Below are 12,955 nucleotides of genomic sequence, written 5' to 3'. Positions count from 1 at the left end.
GATCGGCTGGTTACCATCGAGTATGCGGCAGCGGCAGCGGAATTCCGGCTCAACAACTCCGGCAGCGACCGAATCAGTTGATCCGCCCGCGATTCCCGGCGTCCGCCGCTCCTTCGTCACCGCACGTGGCATCCGCTTCCACGTGACCGAGGCCGGACCCGCGGACGGTCGGCCGGTGCTCGCGCTGCACGGCTGGCCGCAGCATCACTACGCCTACCGCCATCTGCTGGCCGATCCGCCGGAAGGGTTGCGGATCATCGCCGTTGATCTACCCGGTTACGGCTGGTCCGGGCCGGCGCCGCATCGGTGGGTCAAGGACGAGGTGGCCTCCGATGTCCTTGCGCTGCTGGACGAACTCGGGCTCGACCAGGTCTTGCTCGTCGGCCACGATTGGGGCGGCTACATCGGTTACCTCATGGTGTTGCGCGAACCCGAGCGCTTCGACGGATACCTGGCGTTGAACATTGCGCATCCGTGGCAGACGCTGCGCACCGTGCTGCCGCATCTGTGGCGGTTCATGCTCTATCAACCGCCGGTCGCGGCGTTCGGCACATTTCTCCATCAGCGCACCCGGTTTCTCGACCTGATGTTCGCCAAAGGTGTGGAGAACCACGCGGAGTTCGGCCCGGAAGTGGTGCGCGCCTATGCCGATCGGTTCCGCGATCCGATGGTGGCCTGCACCGCCACCGATACCTATCGCACGTTCCTGCTCCGCGAACTGCCCCGCGCGGGACGCACTGGCGAGTCTCGCCGCGCCACCGTGCCGATTCGAGCGCTGTTCGGGGTCGACGACGGTGCCATCCACCATTCGCTCGCCGCCGCGGAAACCGCGCAGGCCGACGACTACACCCTGGAGCGGGTGACGAACTGCGGGCATTTCATCGCCGAAGAGCGTCCCGATCTGGTGCGCGCCCGCCTGATCACCCTTGCCGCAGACACCTCCCGGCCCGACTCGCAAGGCTGAAAGTCGCGGTAGCGGCCCTCACACCTGCTGTGTCGAATCTTGGTGGTCGATGCCCTGCAACGCCGTGATGTGCTCGACCACGACGGTATTGCCGCCACGCTGTTTTGCCTGGTACATCGCGCTGTCGGCGCAGCGGATCAGATCCTGCACCAGCTGACGGCTGCGGCTATAGCCGTCGGCACCCGCGTCGGCGACGGCGATGCCGATGCTCGCGGTGACCGCGATCGACCCGACGGGTTCGGCGACGGCGGCGCGCAACCGCTCGGCGGCGTCGACCGCATTCGGGACGGGCAGGCGTGCGACGACCGCGAATTCCTCACCGCCGAGCCGGGACACGATGCTGCGCGCCGGGGCCGCGTGCTGCAACCGGTCGGCGGTGCACACCAGCACCTCGTCGCCCGCGGCGTGCCCGAAGGTGTCGTTGACGGCTTTGAACCGGTCCAGGTCGACCATCATCACGCAGACCGGCACCGGGCCTGCGCCACCGACCACCATCGCGGAGTGATACTCGAACCCGCGCCTGCTCAGCAAGGTCGTCAAGGGATCGGAGAGCATGTCGGTGCGCAACATCCAGTAGCAGAACTGCAACCCCGGCGGCACCACCGTGGCCGCGACCATGCCGAGGATCATGATCACCGCCGACGCGGCGTCGCCGACCCCGAACAGCGGAATCGACAGCACCACCGCGGAAGCCAGCGACCAGGCCGTATGCGCGGCCAGCACCTGCGGACTGTGGAACGCGCTGACATAGATGCCGACGATCAGCAGCAGCATCATGCCGACCGACCGGACGACGTAGCCGGGGCTCAGCACGCAGACCACCGTGATGCACACGTCGCCGATCAAGCACAAGGTCAGCGATTCGACTCGGTTCGGCCAAGGCAACCACCACCAGCGCACCACCCACACCGCCGCCAGCGCCACGATGCACCACAGCACCGTCCGGCCGAACATGCTCTGCGGACCCGCCGACGACGTCACGACCAGCACGCTGATGAGCGGCGTCGCCAGCCCGCACAGTCCGATCGCGAATTTCACCACGCCGAGCGCCGAGCGGTCGGCGAGCGCGTTCACCACCCAGCGGTAGTCGACGCCGTCGCGCCACCAGTCGCGCAGTAGCCGCAGATAACTGGTCATGGCCGCGCCTCGCTTGCGCTCGGCTCCGCCGAGGGCCGTGCCACGGTTGTCTCGCTCATTCGACTCGTCCTCGGCGTCGACAGCAGCCTCGTATCGTTTCGAACCGCACTCACTTGTGGTGAACGCCGCCGTGGCCGGGGATTTCGGCCGACATAGCAGCGATCCAGGCAGTGTAAGCCACATCACGGCGGATACCGAGAGTCCGATCGGTATCGACCGCGACATGCACGGTCGGGGCGGGCGCGCGGGACGAGCACGGTTCGTGTCGGTACCGTCGGGCACGATGGAGCCCATGACCACGGCGACCGATGTCCCGGCGATCGACCTCACCGCACCCGACCTTCGCGAGCGCGCGGAACATTTGCTGCGCGAACTCGCCGGACCGGCCGCTCGGCTACGGGAGGACCAGTGGACGGCGATCGAGGCGCTGGTGGTGCAGCGGCGCCGCGCGCTGGTGGTGCAGCGCACCGGCTGGGGGAAGTCGGCGGTGTACTTCATCGCCGCCAAGCTGTTGCGCGGGGCGGGCCGCGGGCCGACCGTCATCGTGTCGCCGTTGCTGGCGCTGATGCGCAACCAGGTCGCCGCCGCGCAACGGGCGGGTGTGGTTGCCGCGACCATCAATTCGGGCAATGTCACCGAATGGGACGAGATCCATACGCAGGTCGCGTCCGGCGAGGTGGACGTGCTGCTGGTCAGCCCGGAACGACTGAACAATCCGGACTTCCGCGACCAGGTGCTGCCGAAGCTCGCCGCCGACGCCGGACTCGTGGTGATCGATGAGGCGCACTGCGTCTCCGACTGGGGCCACGACTTCCGGCCCGACTACCGGCGGATTCGTACACTCATCGCCGATCTCGGCTCGGATGTACCGGTGCTGGCCACCACCGCGACCGCGAACGACCGGGTGGTCACCGACGTCGCCACCCAGATCGGCACCGACACCCTGGTGCTGCGCGGCACGCTGGACCGCGAGTCGCTGCACCTGGCGGTGGTGCGCTTCGACGACGCGGTGGAACGCACCGCCTGGCTCAGCGGGCACCTGCACAGCCTGACCGGCTCCGGCATCGTCTACACCCTCACCGTCGCCGCCGCACACGATCTGGCCGACGTGCTGAACTCGCACGGGCACACCGTCGCCGCCTACACCGGCCAGACCGATCCCGCCGAACGCGAGGCGCTGGAAGCGGCGCTGCTGAACAACGAGGTGAAGGCGCTCATCGCCACCTCGGCGCTCGGCATGGGGTTCGACAAGCCCGACCTCGGCTTCGTCGTGCACGTCGGCGCGCCGTCCTCCCCCATCGCCTACTACCAGCAGGTCGGTCGCGCGGGCCGCGCCACCGAGCGGGCCGAGGTGGTGCTGCTACCCGGACCCGAGGACGCGCGGATCTGGAGTTACTTTGCCTCCGTTGCGTTTCCGCGCGAGCACATCGTGCGCTCGGTGCTCGACGCACTCGACACGGACCGCGCGTTGTCCACGGCCGCGCTGGAGCCACTGGTCGAGCTGAATCGCTCCCGGTTGGAGATGGTGCTGAAGGTGCTCGACGTGGACGGTGCGGTGCGCCGAGTGCGCGGCGGCTGGATCTCCACCGGTCAGCCGTGGACCTACGACACAGAACGCTACGAGCGACTGTCCGAGGCGCGCGAGGTCGAGCAGCAGGCCATGATCGATTACCAGTCGACCAGCGCCTGCCGGATGGAGTTCCTGCGTCGTCAGCTCGATGACCCCGGATTGCCTGCGGGACAGACTGATTCGCCCGGCTGCGGGCGTTGCGACAACTGCACCGGCACCCGGCCCGACGTCACGGTGGACGCCGACGCGGTCGCCGCCACCCGGGCCCGGCTCGACCGGCCGGGTCTGGATCTGAGCCCGCGCAAGCAGTGGCCCACCGGCATGGCGAAGCTCGGTGTTCCGTTGTCCGGCAAGATCACCGGCGGAGCGGAGACCGGGCGGGTGCTCGGCAGACTCACCGATCTCGGCTGGGGTCAGCGCCTGCGCACCCTGCTCGACGGGCCCGACGATCCCATCCCCGAGAAGGTCTTCGAGGCCTGCATCGCCGTACTGCGCGACTGGGATTGGGCCGTTCGCCCGACCGCGGTGATGGCCCTCGAATCCCCGCGCTACCCCGTGCTGACCGCCACCCTCGCCGCGGGCCTCGCCGAGGTGGGCCGCATGCACGACCTCGGCACCCTGCCGACCCGCCCGGACCGCCCACCGGTGTCCGCCGCCAACTCCGCCCATCGCGTCGCGGGCCTGTTCGACTCCTGGCAGGTCCCCGACCTCACCGACGTCGAGGGCCCGATCCTGTTGGTGGACGCACTGTCCGACACCGGATGGACCCTCACCCTCGCCGCACACGCACTGCGCAAGGCGGGCGCGGACGCCGTTCTGCCGTTCGCTCTCGCGTCGGTCACCTAGTCGGCTGGAGTCATTGCCGAGCGTCAGGCAGGGTGATCCTTGGAGGTCGCCGTCGTTGTTCGCAGGCAGCGAACACGCACATCAGAGACTGAGGGTGGCGCGCAGGCGGGCGTCGAGGGATTCGGATTCGGCGACGGTGAGTTCGCCGAGTTGTTCGGTGAGCCACGGGCGGTAGGCGCGGTGCAGTTCGAGGGTGTCGGCCCAGCCGTGTTCGGTGTGGGTGGCCAGGACGTGGCCGGGGTCGGCGTCGCGCAGCGGGACGACGTGCAGCCAGCGGTACGGCGAGGTGATCACCGCCGAGTCGGAGACCAGCACCACCGACATGCGCCGGGGCAGCGGGGTGCCGTCGCGCAGTGCCGGGGAGTAACGCCAGACTTCGCCGCGCCTCATGCCGCGCCGCGGTTGCGGCGGGCGTCGGTTTCGGCCGCCTCGGCGATGGTCAGGTCGTCGTAGGCGGCGGCTTGTTCGGCGGCCTCGTCGACGGCCAGCTTGGCCAGGCTGTCGTGCACCAGCGCGGTGCGCAGCGAGGCGTTGATCACCGAGGAGAGACTGCGATTCTGCTGGTCGGCGGCCTGCTTCGCCCACTCGGCCACCTGCGGATCCAGGGTCACGGTCACCCGCGTCGTTTTACTCATGCCGCCACCTCGTCAGCGCTCGCCGCCGCATGATCTGCATGCCGCGCTCCGCTCATACCCTCATGCATACCACGATGCTGCACAGTGTGCGGCCCGTTTTCCGCCCCCGCGGCCCATGCCGCTTCGACTATCGTCGGACGCGTGGCCAGCAAGTCTGCGTCGCCGGCCATCGAACTCGACGTCGGCGACCGCACGATCCGCATTTCCAACCCGGACCGGGTGTACTTCCCGGAGACCGGCGCGACCAAGCTCGACCTGGTGCAGTACTACCTGAGCGTCGGCGACGGCATCGTGCGCGCGCTGCGCGACCGGCCGTGCATGCTGCACCGCTTCCCGAAGGGACTCGCCGGGGACAAGGTGCACCAGAAGCGGCTGCCCGCGGGCGCGCCGGACTGGATTCCCACGGTGCGCGTCTTCTTCCCCCGCTACGGCAGGCACGCCGACGAGCTGTGCGTGCACGAGCTGGCCGACGTCATCTGGGCCGTGCAGATGTCGACGGTCGAGTTCCATCCGTGGAACTCCCGCGCCGCCGACACCGAGTGCCCCGACGAGTGGCGCATCGATCTGGATCCGATGCCGGACTGCCCGTGGTCACGGGTGCAGCGGGTGGCCGGTGTCGCGCAGGAGGTGCTCGACGAACTCGGCGCGGTCGGCTGGCCGAAGACCTCCGGCGGCAACGGTTTACACATCTATGTCCGGATCGCACCGAACTGGGGTTTCAAGGAGGTGCGGCGCGCCGCGCTCGCCTTCGCGCGCGAGGTGGAACGCCGCGCACCCGACGACGTGACCACCACCTGGTGGCGCAAGGACCGCGACCCCGAGCTGCTGTTCGTCGACTACAACCAGAACGCCCGCGACCACACCATCGCCGCCGCCTACTCGGTGCGCGGCGTACCGACGGGCACCGTGTCCACGCCGATCCGCTGGGACGAGATCCCCGATATCGACCCGCGCGACTTCACCATGAAAACCGTGCCCGCCCGCTTCGCTGAACTCGGCGACCTGCACGCGGGCATCGACGACGCCGTCTTCGAGATCGACCAGCTGCTGGAGTGGGCGGATCGCGACAAGGTGGACGCCGATCTGGACGCGGAAACCGACCTCGACGCGGACTAGCCACAGCCGATCTGACCGTCCGCGCGCACAGCCCCGCTAGCTACGGATAGCAGCGGCTTCGTCGGCAGAAGGCAACAGTGCACGCGGTAAGTGAGGCCGAGAACCCTCGCGGGGCCTCTGCGCTGCGGCGCGGCGAGGGGCTCAGCGGCGGTGATAACGTCGCTGGGGCGCTGCTATAGCCGCCGCGTGAACCCGCTGTACTGCTCCGAAGGAGGTCCATCCATGAACCGACCGGCAGTAGCGATAGCGATCGGACCGGCCGACCCGCCGCCCGCATTGCTGGCGAAGGCGGTGGTGGACGGCGGCGCGACGATAACCGACCTCAACGAGGCGCAGGGCTTGATCTGGGCGGGCACGCCCGGGCAGTTCCCGGACGAATTGCCGAGCACGATCGAGTGGGTGCAACTCCCCGCGGCCGGCGTCGAGGAATGGTTCAACGCTGGCATCATCACCGCCCACCCGAAGGTGCAATTCACCTCCGCCGCAGGCGCTTTCGCCGCGAGCGTGGCCGAGCACGCGCTGATGCTGCTGCTGGCCGGAGTGCGTTATCTGCCCGAGCATCTACGCGCGGCCAGCTGGCGGCAGCAGGACTTCATCCCGCACATCGGTTCGCTGCGCGGCAAGACGGTCACCATCGTCGGCGCCGGCGGTATCGGCCGGGCGTTGATCCCCATGCTCACCCCGCTGGGTGCGCAGGTGATCGCGGTGAACCGATCCGGCCGCCCGGTCACCGGCCCCGGCATCCCCGATACGATCGAGACGATCTCCACCGACCACCTCTCCCGCGTATGGCCCCGCACCGATCATGTCGTCGTCGCGGCTCCCGCCACCCCCGCGACGCACCATCTCATCGACGCTGACGTGCTCGCCAGGTTGAAGCCGTCCTCGTGGGTCATCAATATCGCCCGCGGCAGTCTGGTCGACACCGACGCCTTAGTTACCGCGCTCGCCTCCGGCGCCATCGCCGGCGCCGGTCTCGACGTCACCGACCCGGAACCGTTGCCGGACGGCCACCCGCTCTGGGTGCTGCCGAATGCCATTGTGACGCCGCATGATTCGAACCCGCCGCAGTTGCGGCTGGCCGCCTTCGCCGACCATGTCGGCGCGAACGTGCAGCGCTTCGTCGCGGGCAAAGACCTGCTGGCTCCGATCGATCCGGATCGCGGCTACTGATCCCCACGCGCCGCCTATACGTATACGGCGGCGAAAAGTACTTATAGATGACTGATTCGGGGCACCCCCCTGCGGCCATAACGTAGTTCCTGTCAGCAAGAACGACAGCGAAACCGCAGATCACAGCCCCGAAGGAGCTCATCATGGACACCATCGTCGCCCAGTACCTGGAAGCCTGGAACACCACCGACGCCGCCGCCCGCAAGGCCGCCGTCGCCCGGGTGTTCACCGAGACCGCCGGCTACACCGACCCGCTGATGGCGGTGGCCGGGCACGACGCCATCGACGCCGGAATCGCCGCGGCGCAAGCACAATTCCCCGGTTGGACCTTCCGGTTGGCCGGCCCGGTGGACGCCCACCACGACCAGGTCCGTTTCACCTGGGAGCTCGGCCCCGCCGACGCCCCCGCGGTGGTTGTCGGTTTCGACGTCGCCGTGGTCACGGACGGCCGCATCGCCAACGTGTACGGCTTCCTCGACAAGGTCCCCGCCGCCGCCTGATCGAAACCTGCTCCGCCACATACTGATTCACCGAAGGAAAAACACAGTCATGAACACCACCGCCCCGTCCTACCTGTCCTCCGTCATGGCCCCCGGCCCGCAGCTGCTTCGCCTCTCGCTCCGCTTGGACGCCGTGGTCACCGGCGTCAACGGCCTGGCCTACCTCGCCCTCGCCGGACCGCTGGAGTCACTGCTCGGCCTGAACACCGAGCTCGGTATTCCGATCGGGATCTTCCTGACGCTGTACGGCGTGGCGGTGGCGATCATCGGCACCCGGCAGACGATCAGCCCCGCGGCGACCCGCGTGGTGATCGCAGGCAACGCCGCCTGGACCGTGGTCAGCCTCGCCGCCCTCCTCGCAGGCGCCCTCGACCTGAATCTGGTCGGCTCGATCTGGACGGTCATGCAGGCCGCCACCGTCGGCGGTTTCGCCGCCCTGCAGTACCTGGGCCTGCGCAAAGCGCAGTGAGTATCCGACAACTGAACAGCCCCGCCCCCGTCGACCGCGGCACCAGCGCACCAGCTGATGCCGCGGTCGTCGTCGCAGGTCAGACCCTATCGCGATCAGCCTGCAACAAATGTGCCATTGACAACTGGCACATTCATCGATGATTCTGAACACATGACAAGGTCAACGAGGACCTCGATCCTCCGGGGTCGGCAGCCGGCGGAGCCGGCGGGGTGGGTAAGCACAGGCGTACCCACCGCACCCTCCACGCGGGCGACCCTGGCCGCGGCGGCCACGCAGTTCGGGTTGCGCCCGCTGAACAACGCGGTGCCGATGAATGCCCCGGGAGTCTGGTTCGCCCGCAAGCTCGTCGCCACCTTCATGGCCGTCGGCGGCCCGGTGCCCCGCGGCACCGCCGTCACCCCGGTGCGCTCCGGGGCGGTGCGCGGCGAATGGGTCCGCGCGCCCGGCGTCTCCTTCGGCAAGCGCGCCGTCTACTACATCCACGGCAGCGGTTACGTCATCTGCTCCGCCCGCACGCACCGCGGGCTGGCCGCGCAGCTGTCGCGCAAGACCGGACTCCCGGTCTTCCTGACCGACTACCGGCTCGCCCCGGAACACCGCTTCCCGGCGGCGGCCGACGATGTCGAGGCGGGCTACCGCTGGCTGCTCGACCGCGGCTACACCGCCGACGACCTGGTGATCGCCGGTGATTCGGCGGGCGGGCACCTCGCGCTCGACCTGCTCATCGAGAACGAACGCCGCCGCATCCCGCAGCCCGCGGCCGTGGTGATGTTCTCCCCGCTGTTCGACCTCACCTTGCAGCTGGCCGCCGAACAAGAACGGCGCCAACGGGATCCGCTCATCTCCGCCAAGGCGGCGAGCCGCATGCCACGCGCCTACACGCGGGGCCTGCCCGACGACACCCCGCGACTGCGGCTGACCGTGCCGGAGGGCATGTCGCTGCCGCCCATGCTGATTCAGGTCGGCGGCACCGAAATGCTCAGTGCCGATGCGCGAGCGCTCTGCGAAATGGTGCGCGCCGCCGGCGGCAGCTGCGAGCTGGAGGTGTGGCCGGGCCAGGTGCACGTCTTCCAGGCGCTGCCGACGCTGGTGCCCGAAGCCGATCAGGCCCTGGCCCGCGCGGCCGACTTCCTGCGGACCGCACTGGCCGCCCGCACTGTCTCCGAGAAGGTGAGCTGACGATGTTCGGACTGGAAAAGCTGCTGCCCCTGGGCAATCGGCCACGGCGCAGCTACGGTGCGCGAGCGGTGGTGACCGGGGCGAGCAGCGGCATCGGCCGGGCCTTCGCGCTGGAGATCGCCGATCGCGGCGGGCAGGTGATCTGCGCCGACATCGATGAAGCCCGCGCCGACGAGACCGTCGCGCTGATCGAACGCAAACATCGCGGCACCGCGCACGCGTTCCGCTGCGATGTGGCGCAGCGCGAGGATGTGGAAAACCTTGCGCGCTTTGCCGAATCGCTGTTCGAGCGCCCGGTCAGCCTGGTCATCAACAACGCGGGCGTCGGCATCGGCGGAAAGCGGGTCGGCCAGGTCGGCTTCGAGGACTGGGAGTGGGCGCTCGGCATCAATCTGTGGGGTGTGGTGCACGGATGTGAGGTCTTCACACCGCAGCTGCGGGCCGCCCGGCGCGGCGGCATCATCAACGTCGCCTCCGCGGCCGGGTTCGCCGCCGCACCGTCGATGTCGGTCTACAACGTGTCCAAGGCCGGGGTGATGTCGCTGTCGGAGACGATGGCGGCCGAGCTGAGCGGCACCGGCGTCGCGGTCACCGTGCTGTGCCCCACCTTCGTGAAAACCAATGTGGCCAAGGACGGCCGGATCACCCAGCAGTCGGCCCGGCTGGCCGACACCCTGATGCGCTGGACCGGCTTCACGCCCGAACACGTCGCCCGCAACACCCTCGACGCCCACGATCGTGGGCAGCTGTATGTGCTGCCCCAGCTGGACGCGCACGTTGTCTGGCGGCTCAAGCGCTACTTCCCCGCCCAGTACACCTACGTCCTCGGCCTCCTGGATCGGGTGCTGCCCCAGGACAACTCCCCCGCCACCGACCGCAGCTCGGTCACCGACAAGACAGGAGTCTGACATGGCCATCACGATGGACTTCGACGACATGCTCGCCAAGATCAAAGACCGGCAGTGGGCGCTGGCCGATATCGACTGGGACGCACCGGGCGCCGAGACGATCTCGCCCGAACTGCACGCCAAGCTCAAGCCGTTCATGGCCGACCTGATGTGGATCGAGAACGTCGGCGCGCGCGGCTTCGCCGCCATGGCGAAGAAGGCGCCCACCGAGACACTGCGCGAGATCTACCGCTACTTCCATGCCGAGGAGCAGCGGCACGCCAATGCCGAACTGGCGCTGATGCGGCGCTGGGGCATGCTCGACGGTGACGAGATCCCGCAGCCGAATGTGAACGTCAAGCTGGTGATCGACTTCCTGGACAAGTACGCCGACGGCATGTCGCTGTCGTTCCTGGGCACCGTGATTCCGATGCTCGAGGTCGCGCTGGACGGCGCGCTGGTCAAGTTCATCATGGACGAGATCCACGACCCGGTCTGCCAGGACGTCTTCAAGAAGATCAACAACGACGAATCCCGGCATCTGGCCGTCGATTTCGCGGTGATGGACGTGCTCGGTCACGCCCATATCCGCAAACTCGCCACCGACCTCGTCGGCGGCTGGCTGAAGCCGTCGCTGATCATCGGTGTGCTGAGCTACGTGCCGCTGCTGAACAAGATGCGCGACAACATCGTCGAGATGGGCGTCGACGAGGAGAAGCTGTACTCGGCGCTCAAGCGCTACGCCAATGTCGGCGAGCGCAGCGAGTTCGCGCGCAGGCTGCCGATGTATCAGCTGGTGAAGATGCAGGGCGGATGGGTGATCGACCGCGGCCACCCGTACCACCTGTTCGCCGACGCGCTGGTGAAGATCACCGCCAGGGTGCCGAAGGCGCTGCTGCGCAGGGACCCGACCTGGGTCAAGGAAGTCACCTACGAGCCGGCGGCGTGAGGCAGATGAGCAACAAGACCTTGGACGTCGCCATCATCGGCGGCGGGTTCGCCGGTATCGGCAGCGCGATTCGCCTGAAACAGAAGGGGATCGACAGTTTCGCCATCTTCGAGCGCGGCGACGCGATCGGCGGCACCTGGCGCGACAACACCTATCCCGGTGCGGCCTGCGACATTCCGTCGCGGCTGTACTCCTACAGCTTCGCGCCGAACCCGGACTGGTCGCACACCTACTCGGGCAGCAATGAGATCCTCGGTTATATCGAGACGATGGCGGCCGAGTTCGGTCTCGGACCGCATTTCCGGTTCGGCCACAACGTGTCCGGCATCGCCTTCGACGAGCCCGCCGGACTGTGGGAGATCACCATCGACGACCGCAGCGAGCCCGTGCGGGCCCGCGCCGTGGTGCTCGCCTCGGGACCGCTGGCCAATGTCAGCTTTCCGAACATTCGCGGCATCGAGGATTACGCGGGGCACAAGATCCACAGTGCCCGTTGGGATCACGACTACGACTTCACCGGCAAGAAGGTCGCGGTGGTCGGCACCGGCGCGAGCGCGGTGCAGATCATTCCGGAGCTGGTCGATAAAGCCGCTTCGGTCAAAGTCTTTCAGCGCACGCCGGGCTGGGTGCTGCCGCGGGTCAACCGGCGCACCAACGCGGTGACCAAGGAGCTCTACCGCCGGGTGCCCGCCGCCGAACAGCTCGCCCGGCAGGCCTGGTTCTACGGGCACGAGTCGGTCGCGCTCGGCGTCGTCTGGAACACGCCGCTGACCCGGGTCGTCGAACTGGTCGGGCGGGCCCAATTACGCAGGCAGGTCAAGGATCCCTGGCTGCGCCGCCAGCTCACCCCGGATTTCCGGGCGGGTTGCAAGCGACTGCTGATGACCGACGACTACTACCCCGCGTTGCAACGGGACAACTGCAAGCTGATCACCTGGCCCATCGCGAGGCTGTCCGAGAACGGCATCCGCACCGCGGAAGGTATTGAGCACCAAGCCGATTGCATCGTCTTCGCCACCGGCTTCGACGTATCCAAGACGGGCACCCCGATCCCGGTCGTCGGCCGGGACGGCCGGGTGCTGGCCGACGAATGGTCGCGCGGCGCGTACGCCTACAAGAGTGTCGCGGTGTCCGGGTATCCGAACCTGTTCTTCACCTTCGGACCGAATTCGGGTCCCGGCCACAACTCGGCGCTGGTGTACATGGAGGCCCAGATCGACTACCTGGTCAGCGCCATCGGCACCATCCTGGAGCAGGATCTGCGCGTGCTCGACGTCCGGAAGGACCGGCAGGACCGCTACAACGCGGGCATGCAGCGCAGGCTGACCGGCACCACCTGGAACTCGGGCTGCCGCAGCTGGTACCTCACCGAGGACGGTTTCAACGCGACCATGTATCCGGGCTTCGCCACCCAGTACGTCAATCAGCTGCGCACCGTCGACCTCGCCGACTACACGGTCGTCGCCGCGGACCGCAACGCCCGCAAGCCCCGGATCGCGGCGGTTTCCTAGATGACCGGTGCCGGCG

General features: G+C 68.3%; 13 protein-coding genes. 10 read left to right on the top strand and 3 right to left on the bottom strand.

Going from position 1 to position 12,955, the window contains the following annotated elements:
- Positions 1-22 precede the first annotated feature (22 nt).
- Positions 23-964, top strand: coding sequence for an alpha/beta fold hydrolase (locus DBO33_RS10360; protein ID WP_107654831.1), 942 nt, complete (start codon positions 23-25; stop codon positions 962-964).
- An 18-nt stretch (positions 965-982) separates the two neighbouring features.
- On the opposite strand, the gene DBO33_RS10355 is transcribed toward DBO33_RS10360, so the two are convergent.
- Positions 983-2,101 (bottom strand): GGDEF domain-containing protein, encoded by a 1,119-nt coding sequence (locus DBO33_RS10355; RefSeq protein WP_159080195.1) that lies wholly within the window; start codon positions 2,099-2,101, stop codon positions 983-985.
- 292 nt (positions 2,102-2,393) lie between these two features.
- On the opposite strand from DBO33_RS10355, the gene DBO33_RS10350 reads away from it, so the two are divergent.
- Entirely contained in the window at positions 2,394-4,517 is a 2,124-nt protein-coding gene (locus DBO33_RS10350; protein ID WP_107660142.1) for a RecQ family ATP-dependent DNA helicase, read from the top strand.
- A gap of 81 nt (positions 4,518-4,598) precedes the next feature.
- Here DBO33_RS10350 and DBO33_RS10345 read toward each other — a convergent pair whose 3' ends face one another.
- Positions 4,599-4,907 (bottom strand): hypothetical protein, encoded by a 309-nt coding sequence (locus DBO33_RS10345; protein ID WP_234390769.1) that lies wholly within the window; start codon positions 4,905-4,907, stop codon positions 4,599-4,601.
- Entirely contained in the window at positions 4,904-5,152 is a 249-nt protein-coding gene (locus DBO33_RS10340) for a DUF6364 family protein (RefSeq protein ID WP_107654829.1), read from the bottom strand. The genes DBO33_RS10345 and DBO33_RS10340 overlap by 4 nt, the downstream gene beginning before the upstream one ends.
- Before the next feature lie 141 nt (positions 5,153-5,293).
- On the opposite strand from DBO33_RS10340, the gene ligD reads away from it, so the two are divergent.
- The 8 genes from ligD (at position 5,294) to DBO33_RS10300 (ending at position 12,939) form a co-directional block, all read left to right on the top strand.
- Complete coding sequence (ligD, locus tag DBO33_RS10335) at positions 5,294-6,268, top strand: non-homologous end-joining DNA ligase (protein ID WP_107654828.1); 975 nt, start codon at positions 5,294-5,296, stop codon at positions 6,266-6,268.
- A 222-nt stretch (positions 6,269-6,490) separates the two neighbouring features.
- Positions 6,491-7,441, top strand: coding sequence for a D-isomer specific 2-hydroxyacid dehydrogenase family protein (locus DBO33_RS10330; RefSeq protein WP_107654827.1), 951 nt, complete (start codon positions 6,491-6,493; stop codon positions 7,439-7,441).
- A gap of 143 nt (positions 7,442-7,584) precedes the next feature.
- Entirely contained in the window at positions 7,585-7,941 is a 357-nt protein-coding gene (locus tag DBO33_RS10325; protein ID WP_107654826.1) for a nuclear transport factor 2 family protein, read from the top strand.
- Positions 7,942-7,990: 49 nt separating this feature from the next.
- Positions 7,991-8,410 (top strand): hypothetical protein, encoded by a 420-nt coding sequence (locus tag DBO33_RS10320; RefSeq protein ID WP_107654825.1) that lies wholly within the window; start codon positions 7,991-7,993, stop codon positions 8,408-8,410.
- 153 nt (positions 8,411-8,563) lie between these two features.
- Positions 8,564-9,592: an alpha/beta hydrolase gene (locus DBO33_RS10315; RefSeq protein ID WP_107654824.1), complete on the top strand. Its 1,029-nt coding sequence runs from the start codon at positions 8,564-8,566 to the stop codon at positions 9,590-9,592.
- Positions 9,593-9,594: 2 nt separating this feature from the next.
- Positions 9,595-10,500, top strand: coding sequence for an SDR family NAD(P)-dependent oxidoreductase (locus tag DBO33_RS10310; RefSeq protein ID WP_107654823.1), 906 nt, complete (start codon positions 9,595-9,597; stop codon positions 10,498-10,500).
- Between the two features lie 7 nt (positions 10,501-10,507).
- A complete protein-coding gene (locus DBO33_RS10305; RefSeq protein ID WP_107660140.1) occupies positions 10,508-11,428 on the top strand; it encodes a reductase in 921 nt (306 codons plus the stop codon).
- 5 nt (positions 11,429-11,433) lie between these two features.
- Positions 11,434-12,939 (top strand): flavin-containing monooxygenase, encoded by a 1,506-nt coding sequence (locus DBO33_RS10300; protein WP_107654822.1) that lies wholly within the window; start codon positions 11,434-11,436, stop codon positions 12,937-12,939.
- Positions 12,940-12,955: the final 16 nt, after the last annotated feature.

The organism is Nocardia suismassiliense, assembly GCF_900269665.1.
Classification (GTDB): domain Bacteria; phylum Actinomycetota; class Actinomycetes; order Mycobacteriales; family Mycobacteriaceae; genus Nocardia; species Nocardia suismassiliense.
Note: the sequence above shows the minus strand (reverse complement) of the source record. Positions and strands in the feature narration are given on the sequence as shown.

Excerpts from the sequence above, each read along its gene's own strand:
- DBO33_RS10350 (WP_107660142.1), top strand. The coding sequence starts at position 2,394 with ATGACCACGGCGACCGATGTCCCGGCGATCGACCTCACCGCACCCGAC.
- DBO33_RS10355 (WP_159080195.1), bottom strand. The coding sequence starts at position 2,101 with ATGACCAGTTATCTGCGGCTACTGCGCGACTGGTGGCGCGACGGCGTC.
- DBO33_RS10340 (WP_107654829.1), bottom strand. The coding sequence starts at position 5,152 with ATGAGTAAAACGACGCGGGTGACCGTGACCCTGGATCCGCAGGTGGCC.
- DBO33_RS10360 (WP_107654831.1), top strand. The coding sequence starts at position 23 with ATGCGGCAGCGGCAGCGGAATTCCGGCTCAACAACTCCGGCAGCGACC.
- DBO33_RS10325 (WP_107654826.1), top strand. The coding sequence starts at position 7,585 with ATGGACACCATCGTCGCCCAGTACCTGGAAGCCTGGAACACCACCGAC.
- DBO33_RS10315 (WP_107654824.1), top strand. The coding sequence starts at position 8,564 with ATGACAAGGTCAACGAGGACCTCGATCCTCCGGGGTCGGCAGCCGGCG.
- DBO33_RS10345 (WP_234390769.1), bottom strand. The coding sequence starts at position 4,907 with ATGAGGCGCGGCGAAGTCTGGCGTTACTCCCCGGCACTGCGCGACGGC.
- DBO33_RS10320 (WP_107654825.1), top strand. The coding sequence starts at position 7,991 with ATGAACACCACCGCCCCGTCCTACCTGTCCTCCGTCATGGCCCCCGGC.
- DBO33_RS10300 (WP_107654822.1), top strand. The coding sequence starts at position 11,434 with ATGAGCAACAAGACCTTGGACGTCGCCATCATCGGCGGCGGGTTCGCC.
- DBO33_RS10330 (WP_107654827.1), top strand. The coding sequence starts at position 6,491 with ATGAACCGACCGGCAGTAGCGATAGCGATCGGACCGGCCGACCCGCCG.
- DBO33_RS10310 (WP_107654823.1), top strand. The coding sequence starts at position 9,595 with ATGTTCGGACTGGAAAAGCTGCTGCCCCTGGGCAATCGGCCACGGCGC.